The sequence below is a fragment of the Citrobacter sp. Cpo037 genome (assembly GCF_030332945.1).
GTDB classification, from domain to species: Bacteria; Pseudomonadota; Gammaproteobacteria; order Enterobacterales; family Enterobacteriaceae; genus Citrobacter; species Citrobacter portucalensis.
The window spans coordinates 238,047-257,386 of the sequence record NZ_JAOWGW010000080.1 but is presented as its reverse complement, the minus strand read 5'-3'; the positions used below and the strand labels follow the sequence as shown (position 1 = coordinate 257,386).

At 50.1% G+C, this 19,340-nt stretch carries 19 protein-coding genes; 12 read left to right on the top strand and 7 right to left on the bottom strand.

From position 1 onward, the window contains the following. Positions 1 to 32 precede the first annotated feature (32 nt). Positions 33 to 917, bottom strand: coding sequence for a D-hexose-6-phosphate mutarotase (locus OGX94_RS22260; RefSeq protein WP_003832473.1), 885 nt, complete (start codon positions 915 to 917; stop codon positions 33 to 35). Between the two features lie 72 nt (positions 918 to 989). Beyond that, a complete protein-coding gene (gapA, locus tag OGX94_RS22255) occupies positions 990 to 1,985 on the bottom strand; it encodes a glyceraldehyde-3-phosphate dehydrogenase (protein WP_003030697.1) in 996 nt (331 codons plus the stop codon). A gap of 341 nt (positions 1,986 to 2,326) precedes the next feature. Between gapA and msrB the strand changes: the two genes are divergently transcribed. After that, the gene (gene msrB, locus OGX94_RS22250; protein ID WP_003832475.1) at positions 2,327 to 2,740 is read left to right on the top strand and encodes a peptide-methionine (R)-S-oxide reductase MsrB; all 414 of its coding nucleotides are present in this window, start codon (positions 2,327 to 2,329) and stop codon (positions 2,738 to 2,740) included. Between the two features lie 42 nt (positions 2,741 to 2,782). Continuing rightward, positions 2,783 to 3,058: a YeaC family protein gene (locus OGX94_RS22245; protein WP_003030693.1), complete on the top strand. Its 276-nt coding sequence runs from the start codon at positions 2,783 to 2,785 to the stop codon at positions 3,056 to 3,058. 44 nt (positions 3,059 to 3,102) lie between these two features. On the opposite strand, the gene yajD is transcribed toward OGX94_RS22245, so the two are convergent. Continuing rightward, on the bottom strand, positions 3,103 to 3,447 hold the full coding sequence (gene yajD / locus OGX94_RS22240; protein ID WP_003832478.1) for an HNH nuclease YajD: 345 nt from the start codon (positions 3,445 to 3,447) through the stop codon (positions 3,103 to 3,105). Between the two features lie 92 nt (positions 3,448 to 3,539). Beyond that, complete coding sequence (chiD, locus tag OGX94_RS22235) at positions 3,540 to 4,793, bottom strand: chitinase ChiD (protein ID WP_126318376.1); 1,254 nt, start codon at positions 4,791 to 4,793, stop codon at positions 3,540 to 3,542. Positions 4,794 to 5,089: 296 nt separating this feature from the next. On the opposite strand from chiD, the gene OGX94_RS22230 reads away from it, so the two are divergent. The 8 genes from OGX94_RS22230 (at position 5,090) to OGX94_RS22195 (ending at position 13,833) form a co-directional block, all read left to right on the top strand. Next, positions 5,090 to 6,166 (top strand): zinc-binding dehydrogenase, encoded by a 1,077-nt coding sequence (locus OGX94_RS22230; RefSeq protein ID WP_003832481.1) that lies wholly within the window; start codon positions 5,090 to 5,092, stop codon positions 6,164 to 6,166. 26 nt (positions 6,167 to 6,192) lie between these two features. Then, on the top strand, positions 6,193 to 7,572 hold the full coding sequence (locus tag OGX94_RS22225; protein ID WP_126956083.1) for an MFS transporter: 1,380 nt from the start codon (positions 6,193 to 6,195) through the stop codon (positions 7,570 to 7,572). Between the two features lie 17 nt (positions 7,573 to 7,589). Further along, positions 7,590 to 8,633: an NAD(P)-dependent alcohol dehydrogenase gene (locus OGX94_RS22220; RefSeq protein ID WP_003832485.1), complete on the top strand. Its 1,044-nt coding sequence runs from the start codon at positions 7,590 to 7,592 to the stop codon at positions 8,631 to 8,633. Between the two features lie 24 nt (positions 8,634 to 8,657). Beyond that, positions 8,658 to 9,494, top strand: coding sequence for a ketose-bisphosphate aldolase (locus OGX94_RS22215; protein WP_003832486.1), 837 nt, complete (start codon positions 8,658 to 8,660; stop codon positions 9,492 to 9,494). Positions 9,495 to 9,498: 4 nt separating this feature from the next. Further along, positions 9,499 to 10,446, top strand: coding sequence for a carbohydrate kinase family protein (locus OGX94_RS22210; RefSeq protein WP_126318370.1), 948 nt, complete (start codon positions 9,499 to 9,501; stop codon positions 10,444 to 10,446). Positions 10,447 to 10,455: 9 nt separating this feature from the next. Then, positions 10,456 to 11,439 carry an NADH-dependent methylglyoxal reductase gene (gene ydjG, locus OGX94_RS22205; protein WP_003832488.1) on the top strand — a complete coding sequence of 328 codons (984 nt, stop codon included), beginning with the start codon at positions 10,456 to 10,458 and terminating at the stop codon, positions 11,437 to 11,439. Positions 11,440 to 11,575: 136 nt separating this feature from the next. Then, a complete protein-coding gene (locus tag OGX94_RS22200; protein WP_043016634.1) occupies positions 11,576 to 12,334 on the top strand; it encodes a DeoR/GlpR family DNA-binding transcription regulator in 759 nt (252 codons plus the stop codon). Between the two features lie 140 nt (positions 12,335 to 12,474). After that, on the top strand, positions 12,475 to 13,833 hold the full coding sequence (locus OGX94_RS22195) for an MFS transporter (protein ID WP_257661659.1): 1,359 nt from the start codon (positions 12,475 to 12,477) through the stop codon (positions 13,831 to 13,833). Between the two features lie 37 nt (positions 13,834 to 13,870). Here the strand turns inward: OGX94_RS22195 and pncA are convergent, their stop codons facing one another. Genes pncA through sppA form a run of 3 tightly spaced genes read right to left on the bottom strand, consistent with a single transcriptional unit; the run spans position 13,871 to position 17,452 of the window. Then, positions 13,871 to 14,509, bottom strand: coding sequence for a bifunctional nicotinamidase/pyrazinamidase (pncA, locus tag OGX94_RS22190; protein WP_434800958.1), 639 nt, complete (start codon positions 14,507 to 14,509; stop codon positions 13,871 to 13,873). Positions 14,510 to 14,523: 14 nt separating this feature from the next. After that, positions 14,524 to 15,540 (bottom strand): asparaginase, encoded by a 1,017-nt coding sequence (ansA, locus tag OGX94_RS22185; protein ID WP_003832492.1) that lies wholly within the window; start codon positions 15,538 to 15,540, stop codon positions 14,524 to 14,526. 55 nt (positions 15,541 to 15,595) lie between these two features. Continuing rightward, positions 15,596 to 17,452 carry a signal peptide peptidase SppA gene (gene sppA / locus OGX94_RS22180; protein ID WP_286569963.1) on the bottom strand — a complete coding sequence of 619 codons (1,857 nt, stop codon included), beginning with the start codon at positions 17,450 to 17,452 and terminating at the stop codon, positions 15,596 to 15,598. Positions 17,453 to 17,627: 175 nt separating this feature from the next. Here sppA and OGX94_RS22175 point away from each other — a divergent pair, with 175 nt between their 5' ends. Then, a complete protein-coding gene (locus tag OGX94_RS22175) occupies positions 17,628 to 18,179 on the top strand; it encodes an NAD(P)H nitroreductase (RefSeq protein WP_003832496.1) in 552 nt (183 codons plus the stop codon). A gap of 116 nt (positions 18,180 to 18,295) precedes the next feature. Then, on the top strand, positions 18,296 to 19,339 hold the full coding sequence (selD, locus tag OGX94_RS22170) for a selenide, water dikinase SelD (RefSeq protein WP_003832497.1): 1,044 nt from the start codon (positions 18,296 to 18,298) through the stop codon (positions 19,337 to 19,339). Position 19,340 lies beyond the last annotated feature (1 nt).

Below are 19,340 nucleotides of genomic sequence, written 5' to 3'. Positions count from 1 at the left end.
TAGCCGCATCCGGCACGGTGCGCAGAGCTGTGTTAGCGTTTAGCTACACGAATAGTCTGCGCGAGGCGAGATGGTTTTTCTTCGGTGCTTTTCTGCGGAGCGGTCGCGTAAGCCGTTTCTACACAAACAAACGTTTTGTAGCCATCATCCGGCATGTCGCCCATGCTGACGGACAGCGCCGGGCCAGGGTTCCAGCCAACGACATTCAGGTGGTGGTGATGGACAACGTCGATATTGCGATTCAAAGCATCATCATGAATCACGCTACACGCTTCCGGATTCAGATAAACGCGATCGGTGCGGTCCGGGAAGGTCTGGATACCATCAGCCAGCACATCTTCTTTAGCATCATTCACTTTATCGATCAGGCGATCGCCAAGACCACTGACTTTCACTGCCGCAATGTCACCAACGTTGAAATAGGTATGCAGTGCCGAGGTGGTTTCAAACTCACCATGAGCTTCCAGCTCCATCTCACAGGTGGCTCCCACTTTGAAGCGGGCCAGTAGGCAAAACTCGTGTGGCCAAAGCTGACGCGTTTCAGCGTTGCTCTGCAGTTCAAACGTCAGCACCACGCCATTGTCGTCTTCGTTGTGAGCTTTCAGCGTCCATGGCAGATTGCGGGCAAAACCATGCGAAGGCAGGCCCTGCTGAGCAGCCGGACCAAACCACGGCCAGCAAATTGGTACGCCGCCACGCAGCGCTACGCCGGTTTTAAACGGGGTATTATTACTTAGCCACAGGACTTCCTCTTCACCATTTGGTTTCCAGGAAAGAAGATGTGCGCCCTGCAGTGCGAAAGAAGCTTTAACCTGTGGGTGATCGACAACAAGAACCTCAAGCTCATCAAGCTGACGGCGGGAGAGAACAGGGGTAATTTGTTCGATTACCGGAAGTGCAAAAATTTTATTAATCATTACGCAATCCTTTCTTCAGGCAAAAAAAAGAGCGACTTGAGTCGCTCTTACAGATTACTGTTTCATCTCAACTTATTTGGAGATGTGTGCAATCAGGTCCAGAACTTTGTTGGAGTAGCCGGTTTCGTTGTCGTACCAGGATACCAGTTTCACGAAGTTGTCGTTCAGTGCGATACCAGCTTTAGCATCGAACACGGAAGTGCAAACTTCACCGTTGAAATCGGTAGATACTACGTCGTCTTCGGTGTAACCCAGAACGCCTTTCATCGGGCCTTCGGAAGCAGCTTTGATTGCTTTCTTAATTTCTTCGTAAGAAGCAGCTTTTTCCAGACGAACAGTCAGGTCAACAACGGATACGTTCGGGGTAGGAACGCGGAACGCCATACCAGTCAGTTTGCCGTTCAGTTCTGGCAGTACTTTACCTACAGCTTTAGCTGCACCGGTAGAGGACGGGATGATGTTCTGGGATGCGCCGCGGCCGCCGCGCCAGTCTTTGTGAGACGGGCCATCAACGGTTTTCTGAGTAGCGGTGGTCGCGTGAACAGTAGTCATCAGACCTTCGATGATGCCGAAGTTGTCGTTGATAACTTTAGCCAGCGGAGCCAGGCAGTTAGTGGTGCAGGAAGCGTTAGAAACGATGTCCTGACCTTCGTATTTGTCAAAGTTAGCGCCTTTAACAAACATCGGAGTGTTATCTTTGGACGGACCAGTCAGAACCACTTTTTTCGCGCCAGCAGTGATGTGCTTACGAGCGGTTTCATCTGTCAGGAACAGGCCAGTAGCTTCAGCTACTACGTCAACACCAACTTCGTCCCATTTCAGGTTAGCCGGATCACGTTCAGCGGTAACACGGATTTTTTTACCGTTTACGATCAGATGACCGTCTTTCACTTCAACGGTACCGTTGAAACGGCCGTGAGTGGAGTCATATTTCAGCATGTAAGCCATGTAGTCAGCGTCTAACAGGTCGTTGATTGCAACGATCTCGATGTCAGAGCGTTCTTGAGCAGCACGGAAAACAATGCGACCGATACGGCCAAAACCGTTGATACCTACTTTGATAGTCATATATTCCACCAGCTATTTGTTAGTGAATAAAAGGTTGCCTGTAAAATTACAAAAACCTTACGCAGCGTCAAGCGGAATCGTGTCAATCATTGCGACAAATCAATCTGCTGCCTAAGCTTTGCGCAACTGACTCGCCTCACTCTTCCTTTGGGCTTGAAACCACATGGGGTCGGCGGCCCGAATTTTAAAGGGCAATCAAGATAAAAACGTGATTCTGATCACGAATTGCAGGCTGCCATTTCGCAAGGATCAAGTTTAGAACAAAAGTTCGCACTCCGGTGTTAATGTTTTGTTAGAATCTGTCTCGCGATGTGAGTTTAGATAAAGCGAGATGTGAGCAAATGGCTAATCAACCTTCTCCAGAAGAACTGAAAAAAAATTTAACCGAAATGCAGTTCTACGTAACGCAGAATCACGGGACAGAACCGCCATTTACCGGACGTTTGCTACATAACAAACGTGACGGCATCTATCACTGTTTGATCTGCGACAATCCGCTATTTCGTTCCGAGACAAAATATGACTCTGGCTGCGGCTGGCCCAGCTTTTACGAGCCTGTCAGCGATGAGGCTATCCGTTACATAAAAGATACGTCACACGGCATGCAGCGCATTGAAATCCGCTGTGGAAACTGTGATGCGCACCTGGGACACGTCTTCCCGGATGGTCCGAAACCTACCGGTGAACGGTACTGCGTTAACTCAGCGTCTTTGAACTTCACCGATGGTGAAAACGGTGAGCAAACCAAGGGTTGAAGAAACGATTCAGCAAATTATTCTACGGAGAGTGGATTTAACATGAATCTTGATGAGATGATCAACAGCATGACGCCGGAAGTTTATCAGCGCTTATCGACTGCCGTTGAGCTAGGGAAATGGCCGGATGGCGTAGCGCTAACGGCAGAACAAAAAGAGAATAGCTTACAGCTGGTGATGTTATGGCAGGCGCGAAACAATATTGACGCACAGCATATGACGATTGATACCAATGGTGAGATGGTTATGAAGAGCAAGCAGCAGTTGAAGGTTGAGTTTGGTATTACGCCAGAACCGATTGCGACGTTTAAATCCTAATTACCCAGGCCCGGCAAACATCTGTGTCGGGCCTGCAGTTGATATTATTTCTTGTTCATCATCGCCTTCAGATCGGCGAATGGGTTGTATTTCGCTTCGCCTACGGCCTTTTGCGCATCTTCTCCTGCAACCACCGTTGAACCATACTGGTCCGCTTCCGTATATTTGGAATGCTCGTGATCGTGGCAGTACAGGCACAACATTTCCCAGTTGCTACCATCTTCCGGGTTATTCGAGTGATCGTGATCGATATGGTGTACCGTCAACTCGCGCAAATTTGAATACACGAACTCACGGGAACAGCGTCCGCAGACCCAGGGAAAGAGTTTAAGCGCCTTTTCCCGGTAACCGACTTCCAGACGGGCGTAATTTTTAGGGATAAAAGCCATAAAGCTCATGCCTCCAGTAGAAATGAAGAGCTGCGCCAAAAGCTGGCGCAGCGGAATGCGCTAATCATAACCTATTGTGTCAGGTGTTGGGATCAGTGTTTGATGCCTAACGAATCGGCTAACTGCTTCGCCAACTGATTATTGTCATCTGCGCCGTACTCCCAGAACATGGCGCCTGCCAACCCTTTGCTTTTGATGTAGTCGGCTTTGATCGCCACTGAACGCGGGTTTTCATAGGAGAGGGCAAAGAGTTTTTTTCCATCCGCAGACTGTACCGACAGCCACGGCACTTTCGCTTCATCATCCCAATGTTGGCTAAAGCGTTTTTGCGGATCGTTAATCAACTTCGCCACAATATCGTTGTACTTCACGTAGGTATCTTTGCTCAGGTCGATGCCCAGTGATTTGAACAACTCAATTTGAGCTGACTCGAAATAGGGCTGGGTAGCCGGGTTTTTCTGCGCGTCAGGTTTGCTCCAGTCAATACCTGGCTCAACGGCGCGTTTTGGTACGCGGCCATAAAAGCCAATGCCCAGATTCATTTGACTCGGTTTCAGACCGGCGGCGAGATAGTTATTGACCACAAAATCGGCGCTGTACTTATCCGCTGCGGCGACCGTCGGCCATTGCGTCGAATCATACAGGTTCGAGTTGAAATATTGGGTGCCGTAAGCCATGTCGTAGGTCATCAGGTTGATGTAGTCGAGCGATGGTGCAATGGCTTTGACATCCACCCAGCTTTTCGGACTTTCTGCATTTGCGCCCACGGCGATGGTCAGCAGTTTTTTATGCCCCAATGCGGCGCGCAGCTCTGTTAATAGCGCGGTGAAGTTAGCGCGGTCAGCCGGTTGGCTTTCGACCAGTCCCCAGGCGCCGTTAACCGGATATTCCCAGTCGAGATCGATGCCATCCAGACCATATTTCGCAATTATCTCCTGCGCAGACTGAATAAACACTGCGCGTGTTTCCTTCGTTGCTGCCGCGCCAGAGAATCCACGCGCACCCCAACCGCCGACGGAAAGCAAAACTTTCAGGTTTGGATTTTGTTTACGCAGCTGTGGAATTTTCAGCAAATCATCCTGCACTTTCTGTGAAAGCCAAATCTGATGCAGTTTGCTGGCGTCTTTTAAGGCGTCATTGGTCTCGTCTTTTTCGTTGTTATAGACAAGGCCAAACGAATAGTTGAGATGGGTTATCTGGCGAACATCCAGTTTATTGATGTCGCCACCGGGACCGGCAGTGACGTCGCCGCCACCATTAAAGTAGCCAACAGACATCAGTGAACTGGCGGAAACAACGCTGGCGCAAAGCAGGGGTAGTGCTGCCAACAAAGGCAATAGTTTCATCGGTGTTCCTCTTTGACATTTAAACAAGCAAACACGCCACGGAAATGGCGTGGCGAAAAAAACAGCACCCACAGGTTAACAGTTTCATAACAGGAAAAATGCGAAGGGGTTCACGCCATTTTAGCGAAGCGGCAGCCACGTTCACTTGGGTTTCAGTTCAACTTTGCATTTATTTGTGATCTTGGTTGTGAAATGCAGATCAAAATCTGTGTTTTAAAGATTTGGTGTTGACCTCAAAAATTATATGGATAAGTATGATGGTCACTGATGCAAAACTAAACACAAAGGAAAATTCCATGAAAGCACTGGCAAGATTTGGCAAGGCCTTTGGCGGCTACAAGATGATTGATGTTCCGGAACCGGTATGTGGTCCGGATGACGTTGTGATTGAAATTAAGGCTGCTGCTATCTGCGGCGCTGACATGAAACACTACAATGTCGACAGTGGATCCGAGCAGTTTAATTCGATTCGTGGTCATGAATTTGCGGGTCAAATTGTGCAGGTTGGCGACAAGGTTAAGGACTGGAAGGTGGGACAGCGAGTTGTGTCTGACAACAGCGGGCACGTTTGCGGCGTTTGTCCGGCCTGTGAACAGGGCGATTTTCTTTGTTGTACAGAAAAGGTGAATTTAGGTCTGGACAACAATACCTGGGGCGGTGGGTTTTCTAAATATTGTCTGGTCCCTGGGGAAATACTCAAAATTCACCGCCATGCTCTGTGGGAAATCCCGGCAGGGGTAGATTATGAAGAGGCGGCTGTACTGGATCCTATATGCAATGCCTACAAATCTATCGCTCAGCAATCCAAATTTCTTCCAGGCCAGGATGTGGTGGTCTTTGGTACCGGTCCATTAGGACTCTTTTCCGTTCAAATGGCGCGCATTATGGGGGCCGTTAATATTGTGATGGTCGGGCTGGAAGAGGATGTTGCCGTACGCTTCCCGATCGCCAAAGAGCTGGGTGCGACAGCTGTCGTTAACGGTTCGACCGAAGATGTGGTTGCACGCTGCCAGGAAATCTGCGGTAAAGACAATCTGGGGCTGGTCATCGAATGCTCTGGTGCCAATATCGCCCTAAAACAATCGATCGAAATGCTGCGCCCGAATGGTGAAGTCGTTCGCGTCGGTATGGGCTTTAAACCTCTCGATTTCTCCATCAACGATATCACCGCGTGGAATAAAAGCATCATTGGCCATATGGCCTACGATTCCACATCCTGGCGCAATGCTATACGCCTGCTGGCCAGCGGCGCAATCAACGTTAAACCGATGATCACTCACCGTATCGGCCTGTCGCAATGGCGCGAAGGGTTTGACGCCATGGTCGATAAAACCGCGATTAAAGTCATCATGACTTACGACTTTGATGAATAACATGTTTATTAAAAGGACGTTATCGCATGGAACAAATAGCAAAACCGCACTGCGGCGCCAGGCTGGACAGGCTACCTGACTGCCGTTGGCACACGTCGATGTTTGCGATGGTTGCCTTTGGATTACTGGTTTGTTGGAGTAATGCCGTTGGCGGATTAATTCTCGCGCAGTTAAAAGAGCTTGGTTGGACCGATAATTCCACCACCGCCACGTTTTCTGCCATTACGACGGCGGGAATGTTTCTCGGCGCGCTCGGTGGGGGAATTATCGGCGATAAAACCGGACGTAAAAACGCATTTATTTTGTATGAAGCGATTCATATTATTTCTATGATCGTTGGCGCGTTTTCACCCAATATGACTTTCCTGATCGCCTGCCGTTTTGTAATGGGAGTTGGATTAGGCGCGCTGTTGGTGACTCTGTTTGCCGGGTTCACCGAATATATGCCAGGCAGAAATCGCGGCACCTGGTCAAGCCGGGTCTCGTTTATCGGTAACTGGTCTTATCCGCTCTGTTCGCTGATCGCGATGGGATTGACGCCGTTAATCAGCGCCGAATGGAACTGGCGCGTGCAGTTGCTGATCCCGGCCGTACTGTCGCTGGTGGCGACCATTATTGCCTGGCGTAGTTTCCCAGAGTCGCCTCGTTGGCTGGAATCCCGCGGACGCTACGCCGAAGCTGAAAAGGTGATGCGGGCCATTGAAGAAGGGGTTGTTCAGCAGACCGGCAAGCCACTGCCGCCTGTGGTATTTGAAGATGACGGCAAAGCCCCGCGCACAGTTCCTTACTCGGCCTTATTAACGGGTGTGTTACTCAAGCGAGTTATTTTAGGTTCCTTTGTCCTGATTGCCATGAACGTCGTCCAGTACACCTTAATTAATTGGCTACCGACAATATTTATGACTCAGGGTATTAATCTGAAAGACTCCATTGTCTTAAATACCATGAGTATGTTCGGCGCGCCGTTTGGGATTTTTATCGCCATGCTGGTAATGGATAAAATTCCCAGAAAGACAATGGGTGTGGGATTATTAGTGTTAATTGCCGTGCTGGGATATATCTATTCACTGCAAACCAGCATGCTACTGATTACGCTAATTGGTTTCTTCCTGATTACTTTTGTCTATATGTACGTTTGTTACGCCTCGGCAGTCTATGTTCCGGAAATATGGCCGACCGAAGCGAAACTTCGCGGTTCTGGTCTGGCGAATGCGGTAGGGCGTATCAGCGGTATCGCCGCGCCTTATGCGGTCGCGGTATTGCTTAACGGTTATGGAGTGACGGGTGTATTTGTACTGCTGGGTGCGGTCTCCATTATTGTCGCTGTCGCCATTGCTACCATCGGAATTGAAACCAAAGGCGTCTCTGTCGAAAGTCTCGGTATTGATGCAGTTACCAGCAAATAATATTGATGGGAAATAAAATGAAAAATTCAAAAGCGATATTAAAAACGCCAGGCACGATGAAAATTATTGCCGCCGATATCCCGGTACCCAAAGAGCATGAAGTACTGATCAAAATTGAATACGTAGGTATTTGCGGTTCAGATGTTCACGGTTTCGAATCAGGTCCCTTTATTCCGCCAAAAGACCCGAACCAGGAAATTGGCCTCGGACATGAATGTGCCGGTACGGTGGTGGCGGTAGGAAATCGCGTCAGTAAATTTAAACCGGGCGACCGGGTGAACATTGAACCCGGCGTGCCGTGCGGTCACTGCCGCTACTGTCTGGAGGGCAAATACAACATCTGTCCTGATGTCGACTTTATGGCCACGCAGCCTAATTATCGCGGCGCGCTAACCCACTATCTGTGCCATCCGGAGAGCTTCACTTACAAGCTGCCCGATAACATGGACACCATGGAAGGCGCGCTGGTAGAGCCTGCGGCGGTAGGGATGCATGCCGCAATGCTGGCGGACGTTAAACCGGGCAAGAAAATCGTCATTTTGGGGGCGGGCTGTATTGGTTTAATGACCCTGCAAGCCTGTAAATGTTTGGGTGCTACCGACATCGCCGTTGTTGATGTCCTGGAAAAGCGTCTGGCCATGGCCGAGCAGCTTGGCGCGACGACTGTGATCAACGGGGCGAAAGAGGACACCGTTGCCCGCTGTCAGCAGTTCTCCGGCGATATGGGGGCTGACATTGTTTTTGAAACTGCCGGCTCGGCAATCACCGTTAAGCAGGCTCCGTACCTGGTGATGCGCGGTGGGAAAATCATGATCGTTGGGACGGTTCCTGGTGATTCGGCAATTAATTTCCTCAAAATTAACCGTGAAGTCTCCATTCAGACTGTTTTCCGCTACGCCAACCGCTATCCGGTCACAATTGAAGCCATTTCCTCCGGGCGTTTCGATGTCAAGTCGATGGTGACGCATATTTATGATTATGAAGATGTTCAGCGCGCGTTTGATGAGTCAGTTAACAACAAACGTGAAATTATCAAAGGCGTTATTAAAGTTAACCATTAATTTATTGAAAAGGGAGAAACAACTATGCTGGCAGATATTAAATATTGGGAAAATGATGCCCAGAATAAACATTATGCGATTGCCCACTTTAACGTGTGGAATGCGGAAATGTTAATGGGGGTGATGGATGCGGCGGAAGAGTCTAAATCGCCGGTGATTATCTCATTCGGCACCGGTTTTGTGGGTAATACCTCGTTTGAAGATTTTTCGCATATGATGGTCTCGATGGCGAAAAAAGCCTCGGTGCCGGTTATTACCCATTGGGATCACGGGCGCAGCATGGAAATTATTCATAACGCCTGGACTCACGGCATGAATTCGCTGATGCGCGATGCCTCCGCTTTTGATTTCGAAGAGAATATTCGCCTGACTAAAGAGGCGGTGGACTTCTTCCATCCGTTGGGTATTCCGGTTGAGGCGGAGCTGGGCCACGTGGGGAATGAAACGGTTTATGAAGAAGCGCTGGCGGGCTATCACTATACCGACCCGAGTCAGGCGGCAGAATTTGTCGAGCGTACCGGCTGCGATTCTCTGGCGGTGGCGATTGGTAACCAGCACGGCGTTTATACCTCTGAACCGAAACTGAATTTCGATGTGGTCAAACGCGTGCGCGAGGCGGTATCCGTTCCGCTGGTGCTGCACGGCGCGTCCGGCATTAGCGATGCGGATATCAAAAAAGCCATTTCATTAGGTATTTCGAAAATCAATATTCATACCGAACTGTGCCAGGCGGCAATGGCGGCGGTGCAGGAGAACCAGAATCAGCCGTTCCTGCACGTTGAGCGTGAAGTTCGCAAAGCGGTAAAAGAGCGCGCGCTGGAGAAAATAAAACTGTTTGGCTCTGACGGTAAAGCGGAATGACAATATGGATAATATCGAGGTTATTTGTATAGGGGCGGCAATTGTTGATATTCCCTTGCAACCAGTGAGTAAAAATATCTTTGATGTTGACTCTTATCCATTAGAACGAATAGCAATGACCACGGGAGGTGACGCTATTAATGAGGCGACGATTATTTCTCGCCTTGGCCATCGCACGGCGTTAATGAGTCGGATAGGTAATGATGCAGCCGGTTATTTTATTGTCGACCACTGCCATCGGGAGAATATTGATATTAAAAGCCTGAAGCAGGATGCTGATATTGATACTTCCATTAACGTAGGTTTAGTCACCGCTGATGGCGAACGCACCTTTGTGACTAACCGTAACGGCAGTTTATGGAAACTGAATATAAACGATGTTGATTTCGACCGTTTTTCTCAGGCAAAGCTGCTGTCGCTAGCGAGTATTTTTAATAGCCCGTTGTTGGATGGTGATGCACTGACGGCAATTTTCACACAGGCGAAAGCGCATAAGCTCATTATCTGCGCGGATATGATTAAACCGCGACTGAATGAAACGCTGGACGACATCCGTGAAGCGCTGAGCTACGTGGATTATCTGTTTCCCAATTTTGAAGAGGCAAAACTGCTCACCGGGAAAGATACGCTGGATGAGATTGCCGACAGTTTCCTGAACTGTGGTGTGAAAACCGTCGTGATTAAGACCGGCAAAAGAGGCTGCTTTATCAAACGTGTCGATATGAAAATGGTAGTCCCGGCCGTGTCGGGGATTACCGCCATCGACACCATCGGCGCGGGGGATAACTTTGCTTCAGGATTTATCTCCGCGCTGCTTGAAGGTAAGCCGCTTCGCGACTGCGCGCTGTTTGCTAATGCAACGGCGGCAATATCGGTACTGAGCGTGGGCGCGACGACGGGTGTGAAGAACAGAAAGCTGGTTGAACAACTTCTTGACGAATACGAAGGGTAATAGCGGCAGATGAAAATGATTCCTTTAGGCAGTACGGATATTACGCTTTCCCGCATGGGATTAGGTACATGGGCCATTGGCGGCGGTCCGGCATGGAATGGCGATCTCGATTTGCAGATTTGTATTGATACCATTGTTGAGGCGCATCGCTGCGGTATTAATCTGATTGATACCGCGCCAGGCTACAACTTTGGCAACAGTGAAGTGATTGTCGGTCAGGCGCTGAAAAAGCTGCAGCGCAGCGAGGTAGTTGTTGAAACCAAATGCGGCATCGTCTGGGAGCGAACAGGCAGCCTGTTTAACAAAGTGGGCGATCGCCAGCTGTATAAAAACCTCACGCCTGAGTCTATTCGTGAGGAGGTTGATGCCAGCCTGCAAAGATTGGGTATCGACAGTATTGATATCTATATGACCCACTGGCAGTCGGTTGAACCCTGTTTTACGCCGATTGCGGAAACCGTAGACACGCTGAATGCACTGAAAAAAGAGGGGAAAATCCGTTCGATTGGTGCGGCGAACGTCGATGCCGGGCATATCAAAGAGTATCTCAAACACGGTGAGCTGGATATCATCCAGGCCAAGTACAGCATTCTTGACCGGGCGCTGGAAGCTGATCTGCTGCCGCTATGCCAGCAGAATGGCATCATCGTGCAGGTATATTCACCGCTTGAGCAGGGGTTGTTGACCGGTACTATCGCCCGAGATTATGTTCCTGGCGGCGCACGGGCTAACAAGGTTTGGTTTCAGCGGGAAAATATGCTGCGGGTGATTGATATGCTAGAGCAGTGGCAGCCACTGTGTGAAAAATACCGCTGCACAATCCCCGCATTAGCTCTGGCGTGGATTTTAAAGCAAAGCGATTTGATCACCTTACTGAGTGGTGCAACCGCACCTGAACAGGTTCGCGAGAACGTCGAGGCGTTAACCATTCCCCTGACAGATGATGATTCATTATTGATGAGGCGAATGGCGGAAGCGTTGGATATAAATTAAGTCGGATAGAATTGACCTCTGTTTCTGCGTAAAAAAGTATTGAAATCTGTGATTCAGACATGTTCTTTTGAAAATAAACATAGCCTGTGAGATACTAGGGTCTTATTATTACTTTGCAGGAAACAGAGGTGTCATCGTGGCGGCAAAAGACAGGATTCAAGCCATTAAGCAAATGGTGGCTAACGATAAGAAAGTGGCGGTATCTAATTTAAGTTCAATCTTTCAGGTGACTGAGGAAACGATTCGCCGCGATCTTGAAAAACTGGAAGATGAAGGTTTTTTGACCCGAACATATGGTGGTGCAGTGCTCAATACCACCGCGTTGTCCGACAATATTCATTTTTATAAGCGTGCAAAATCTTTCTTCGAAGAAAAGCAGATCATTGCCCGTAATGCCTTACCGTTTATTAAAAATAAGACCACAATGGCTGCCGACTCCAGCAGTACCGCGATGGAATTATTAAAGCTGTTGAAGGAAAGAAACGATCTGACGTTGCTTACCAATTCGGCTGAAGCATTTCATGAGTTGGCGCAGTCAGAAATTAACGTGGTTTCTACCGGCGGTGAGCTGAATAAGAATACGCTGTCGCTGCAGGGAAGAATCACCAAGGAGATTATCAGCCGTTATCATGTTGATATCATGGTGATGAGCTGCAAAGGTTTGGATATGCAGAGTGGGGCGCTTGATTCTAATGAAGCGGAAGCGGAAATCAAAAAAACCATGATCCGCCAGGCGACTGAGGTGGCCCTGTTAGTTGATCACTCAAAGTTTGACCGTAAAGCTTTCGTTCAGCTCGTGGACTTTAGCCATATTAATTACCTAATAACCAATAAGGCACCGGGTGCAGAGTGGATTGCATTTTGCCAAGAGAATAATATTCAACTCGTTTATTAGCTATAACGAGGGTTGTGTTGATATTATTTTAAGTTTGCACCTGGTAAATGCCATAAGAATCTAATGATGATGGATGGCGCGGCAAAATTTTTCTGCCGCGATCGTCATACTTTCTATTTAGCTGAATTTGAGGCATCCAGATGGAACAATGTGACCCTATCGGCGCAAGATTAGATCGCTTACCTTTATCTCGATTTCATTTTCGTATTTTTGGAATTATTAGTTTTAGTTTGTTAATCACTGGTTTTCTCAGCTATTCCGGGAATGTGATATTAGCAAAACTAGTCAGTACAGGCTGGTCAAACAATTATCTAAATGCCGCGTTTACCTCAGCGCTGATGTTTGGTTACTTTATCGGTTCGCTAGCCGGTGGCTTTATTGGTGATTATCTCGGTCGACGCAAAGCGTTCCGCGTCAATTTGTTAATCGTCGGGGCCTCAGCCTGCGCTGCAACGTTTGTGCCCAACATGTACTGGCTTATTTTCTTCCGCTGTCTGATGGGGATTGGAATGGGGGCGCTAATTATGGTGGGCTATGCCTCATTTACAGAATTCATTCCACCCGCGGTTCGTGGGAAATGGTCTGCCCGTCTGTCATTTGTCGGCAACTGGGCACCAATGCTATCTGCGGCAATTGGCGTCGTGATTATTGCACTTTTAAGCTGGCGGGTGATGTTTCTGCTCGGCGGCATGGCAATGCTGTTGGCCTGGTATCTGTCGGGAAAATACTATATTGAATCCCCGCGTTGGCTGGCTGGCAAAGGGCAGAGAAGCGAAGCTGAAAAACATCTTATGCAGGTGGAATCGCAAATTGAGAAAGAAAAAAACATCACTTTACCATCCTGCCGGAGCGAATGCTCGTCGGCGGATTTAAGCACGATAAGTGGTTCATTTTGGCTCTTGTTTAAGGGGCCAATGTTACGCTGTACACTGGTGGCGATCACGGTGCTTATCGCAATGAATATTTCGCTCTATACCATTACGGTATGGATCCCGACGATATTTGTTAATTCGGGAATCGATGTAACGAAATCCATATTTATGACCGCGATAATTATGATTGGCGCGCCGGTTGGGATATTTATTGCCGCGTTAATTATCGATCACTTTCCTCGGCGATTGTTTGGCTCATTCTTGTTGATTATTATCGCCTTGCTTGGGTATTTCTATTCGCTTCAAACTGAAGAGTGGGCAATTCTGAGCTACGGGCTGGTGATGATTTTTTTTCTGTATATGTATGTCTGCTTTGCCTCTGCAGTTTATGTCCCGGAACTATGGCCCACGCATCTTAGATTGAGAGGATCGGGTTTTGTGAATGCTGTGGGGAGGATTGTCGCTGTGTTTACGCCTTATGGCGTCGCTATTTTGTTGACCCGCTATGGCTCGGTTACGGTCTTTATCGTGCTAGGAGTAATGTTGGTGCTATGTGCGCTGATTCTTTTTTGTTTCGGCATCGAAACGCGCAAAGTATCACTGGAAGAGATTTCAGCGCTGGCCTGAGATAACGCGCCGACAGGAGAGACCCTGTCGGCATCGCTTACGGCTGGGTTTCCAGCCAGTCGTCCAACGTATACAGCGTTGCGCCCGCAGTTGCCATTTCCATAAAGGCGTTTGCACTGTCCTGGGGTTGAATATTAACGCCACGGCAGCCGTCGGTTATAACGCTGACAGTGTAGCCAAGATCGAGCGCATCCAGAACGGTGAATTTAACGCAATAGTCGGTAGCCAGACCCATGATGATGAGCTCGGCAATGCGGTGTTCGAGTAGCCATGCATTCAGCGCGGTAGCCTGACGACGACCATTATCAAAAAACGCGCTGTAGCTGTCGACCAGCGGGTTCTCACCTTTAGTGAACGTTTGACTTATCGCACGCTGGTTCAGCAGCGGATGCAGGGCAGCACCTTCGCTGTTTTGTACGCAATGATCGGGCCAGAACGTCTGCGGCAGGCCATCGAGTTGTCCCTGGCTGTAGGACTCGACCTGATGCTGGCTGGCAAAACTACCATGATTCGCCGGGTGCCAGTCCAGACTGGCAACGACCGTGTCGCCGCGTATGGCACACCAGTCAATCAGGCGGTTGGCGATATCGATTGTGCTGTCACCTTGTGGGACCGCGAGGGCACCACCGGCACAAAAGTCATTTTGTAAATCGACCAACAGTAAGGCTCGGGCCATGGGCATAGACTCCTTTAATCGTCAGGTGTGAGCTCACCACGCAGATTTTGCGTCATTGCTTCACGAATTGTCTGCGTATCCAGTCCCTGACTCAGCAAATAGTGCAGTTTGGTGAGTGTGGCTTCGACGGTCATATCCGCGCCGCCAATCACGCCAGCATGCGCCAGCGCATTCCCTGTCGCGTAGCCCCCCATGTTCACCTTGCCGGACATACACTGCGTAAGGTTCACCACCACAATGCCACGCGAGCTCGCATCTTCAAGTTCTTTCAGGAACTCTTTATTCTGCGGCGCATTGCCCACGCCGTAGGAGCGCAAAATTAATGCTTTTACCGGCTGGCGCAGGAAGTTGCGTACTACATCAGCGGAGATCCCAGGATAAATAGTGACCACGCCAATCGGTTGCGGAGTGATAGGATGCACAATCAACTCACCTGTGCCGTGAGGTGCGGGCGGTGTTCCCAGCCGGCGAATGTGGATCCCGGCTTCCAGCAGTGGTGCAAGGTTGGGTGAGGCAAACGCGTCAAAACCATCAGCATGCGCTTTAGTGGTCCGGTTGCCGCGAAACAATCGATTGTTGAAAAACAGGGTAACTTCATTGATCGGATAATTTGCTGCAACGTACAACGCATTCAGCAAATTGATTTGTCCGTCAGAACGTAGCTCTGCTAATGGGATTTGTGACCCTGTCACAATGACTGGCTTGCCCAGATTCTCCAGCATAAATGAGAGTGCCGAAGCCGTAAACGCCATGGTGTCAGTGCCGTGCAGAATGACAAAACCATCGTAATCGTCGTAGTGCGCTTTAATGTCTTCCGCAATATGCTGCCAGTCTTCTGGCGTCATGTCGGAGGAATCCATCAGCGGAACGTATTCATGGATGGTGAAGTCTGGCATCTCTGGGCGGTGGAATTCAGGCATCAGTGCCAGCTGACGCTGGAGATGACCGGAAACAGGAATATAACCCTGTTCTGAGCGCTGCATACCAATGGTACCGCCGGTATAGGCAACGTAAATCGATTTCTTTTGCATGACTTTTCTTCTGTCTCAAAGAAAACCCCTCTTCATCCCGAAGAGGGGTCAATAGTTAGCGAACGTTGGCGCAGGTCAGGCAAAACGCATAGCGGTTTTGCGGATCGTTAAACGCGGCCAGCTTTTCGCTTTCTGCTTTAACCGTACTCGCCGCAGAAGCGAGCGGCGCCGGGAGCATCGCCTGGAGCGCTTCAGGCAGCATGGCACGAACGGAACCGGACATGCTGTCCATCACCATATCAACGAATGTCGGTTCGTCCTGATAATATTCAATGTGCCATTGCTTCAGTTTGGCCAGCTCAGCCGCTTTCGCCACGGCGTCATCAAAATCACCCAGACTGTCTACCAGACCGTTGGCTTTCGCATCCTGGCCGGTCCAGACGTGGCCCTGCGCGATTTTGTCAATCTGCTCAGGTGTTGTCTTACGCGCATCTGCGACCAGCGTGATAAAGCGCTTATAGCCGTTCTCGATGCTCAGTTGCATCATTTGCTGCACTTCAGGTGGTAACGCCTTGGTAATGGAGATATCCGCCAGTGGGGATGTCGCCACGCCGTCGGTGTGTACACCAATGGAATCCAGACTGTTTTCCACAGTGTTGATCACGCCAAAGATCCCAATTGAACCGGTCAGCGTGCTGGGGTTTGCCACAATGTAGCTTGCTGGGGTGGAGATCCAGTACCCGCCGGATGCCGCCATGCCGCCCATGGACACGACAACCGGCTTGCCTGCCGCTTTTGCCGCAGCCAGCTCAGCGCGAATGACTTCGGAAGCGCTGACGCTGCCGCCAGGGCTGTTCACGCGCAGCACAATTGCTTTCACTTTCGGATCAAGACGCGCTTCGCGGATCTGCGCGGCAGTCGTGTCCCCGCCCACATTCCCAGGGGTTTCTTCACCGTCCATAATTGCGCCATTCGCGAAGACGACGCCAATGCTGTCCCCAGTATCCGCTGGCGTTTTCAGCGAATAATCGTAATAGCTGACGGCGCGATAATTTTTATCCGTTTTGCTCCAGCCAAACTGTTTGGTCAGCATTTTTTCGACTTCAGCGCTGGAAGCGAGTGCATCCACCAGTTTGTTGTCGAGCGCATATTTCGCGGTATCGCCATCGACTTTTGTCAAACCGTCCAGCATGGCTTGTGCGCCCGGGAACACCTGCTGAGCAGGGATCTGGCGGTTGGCAGCGACTGTGTCGAGATAGTTCTGCCACAGCTCGCCGATCCAGCGGCTGTCGGCCTCTCGCGCGGCAGGAGACATATCATCACGAATGAACGGTTCTACGGCAGACTTATAAGTCCCGACACGGAATACGTGTGTGGAAACTTTCAGCTTGTCGAGCAGGGACTTGTAGTACAAACCGTTGGTGGCAAAGCCGTGCAGATCAACGGAACCCTGCGGAGAGAGATAAATTTTATTGGCGAAACTGGCGAGGTAGTACTGCCCCTGGCTGAAGTTATCGCCCACGGCAAAGACCGGTTTGCCGCTGTCGCGGAATTCCCGCAGCGCTTTACCGATATACTGCATGGAAGGCTGGTCGGCCCCGGCAAAATTTTTCAGATCCATCACAATGCCGGTGATGTTGCGATCATCTTTTGCCTGGCGAATAGTATTCACGATATCGAACAGGGAGTTTTCCTGCAGACGATCGGAACTGGCGCCAAACAGCTGACGACCAATAACGCTTAAACGACTGGTGCTCGAAGGCTTATCGACAATCACCCCCGAGATATCCAGCAGCAGTGCGCCTCGCTCAGCGTGTTCACTGGTATTGCTGCTGCTGACCTGCATCCAGATGCCCACACCCACCAGCACCAACAAGATGAAGAACAGGTTAAGCACAAATTCTCGGACGAAATTCAGTAATAGCCATGTCCATTTAAAAAATCCGGCAATAAATCGCCACAGGGTTCGCATGTATTCTCCCTACCGATTAACAACACGCCACCCCGAAATTCCGGAGAAAGGCGATAAGATGAGGCTATCGTAATGACCCGACAGGCACTTGTCAGCAGGAATCACCGCCTGTGCTGTAACAAAATCCGCTCACGTGTTAATTTTGTGAACAAATCTCATTGTTGGAGTTAAGCAAATGGATGCACTCGAATTACTGATTACCCGTCGTAGCGCCTCTCGTCTCGTCGAGCCGGCCCCGACAGGAGAGCAACTGCAAAACATTCTGCGGGCGGGTATGCGCGCGCCAGACCACAAAACGCTGCAACCGTGGCAATTCTTTGTCATTGAGGGCGAAGGGCGTGAGCGTTTTAGCGCGGTGCTTGAAAAAGGGGCGATTGCCGCAGGCAGTGACGAGAAAGCCCAGGACAAAGCCCGCAGCGCACCGTTTCGCGCGCCGCTAATTATTACCGTGGTGGCGAAATGTGAAGAAAACGACAAGGTTCCTCTGTGGGAACAAGAAATGTCTGCCGGTTGTGCGGTGATGGCTATGCAGATGGCTGCAATTGCCCAGGGCTTTGGCGGTATCTGGCGCAGTGGTGCATTAACCGAAAGTGCGGTCGTTCGCGAAGCATTCGACTGTCGCCCGCAAGATAAAATCGTCGGTTTCCTCTATCTGGGCACACCGCAGCTAAAAGCATCCACGACGATTAACCTTGCCGATCCGAGCGCATTCGTCCGTTATTTCTGATATCAACGGCAAAACTGTCTGGATTCTGAGCAAAGACACCCGAATTCAGACAGTCACTCTTACCACATCATGGAATGAGCGCTACCATATCCGGATTGCAATGACAGGAGATGTCCATGAGCGAGCAAGCTATTCGTTTAACGCAATACAGCCACGGAGCCGGTTGCGGTTGTAAAATTTCCCCAAAAGTGCTGGAAACCATCCTGCACAGCGAGCAGGCGAAGTTTGTTGATCCGAACTTACTGGTGGGTAATGAAACCCGCGACGACGCGGCCGTATACGATCTGGGAAACGGCACCAGCGTTATCAGCACCACCGATTTCTTTATGCCGATTGTCGATAATCCGTTTGATTTTGGCCGCATCGCCGCGACTAACGCCATCAGCGATATTTTCGCTATGGGCGGCAAACCGATTATGGCAATTGCTATTCTGGGCTGGCCGCTGGATAAGCTGGCACCGGAAATCGCCCGCGAAGTAACCGAAGGCGGACGCTTTGCCTGCCGTCAGGCGGGTATTGCACTGGCGGGCGGTCACTCTATCGATGCCCCAGAGCCAATCTTCGGCCTTGCGGTAACCGGCGTTGTGCCGACCGAACGCGTGAAGAAAAACAGCACCGCTGAAGCAGGGTGTAAGTTGTTCCTGACCAAGCCTCTGGGTATTGGCGTTCTGACAACTGCTGAGAAAAAATCACTGCTGAAAGAAGAACACAAAGGACTGGCGACAGAAGTGATGTGCCGGATGAACATTGCCGGTGCGGCATTCGCCGATATTGATGGCGTGAAAGCCATGACCGATGTTACCGGTTTTGGTCTGCTGGGGCATCTGAGTGAGATGTGTCAGGGTGCAGGCGTTCAGGCGCAGATCGTCTACCAGGATATTCCTAAGCTGCCAGGCGTTGAAGAATACATCGCGCAGGGCGCGGTGCCGGGTGGTACCCAACGTAACTTTGCCAGCTACGGACACCTGATGGGTGAAATGCCGCAATCGGTACGCGATCTGCTGTGCGATCCGCAAACTTCCGGTGGCCTGTTGCTGGCGGTAACACCGGAAGCTGAAGCCGAAGTGAAAGCGGCAGCGGCGCAGTTCGGTATCGATCTCACCGCCATTGGTGAGTTAGTGGAAGCTCGTGGCGGTCGCGCCATGGTTGAGATTCGTTAAC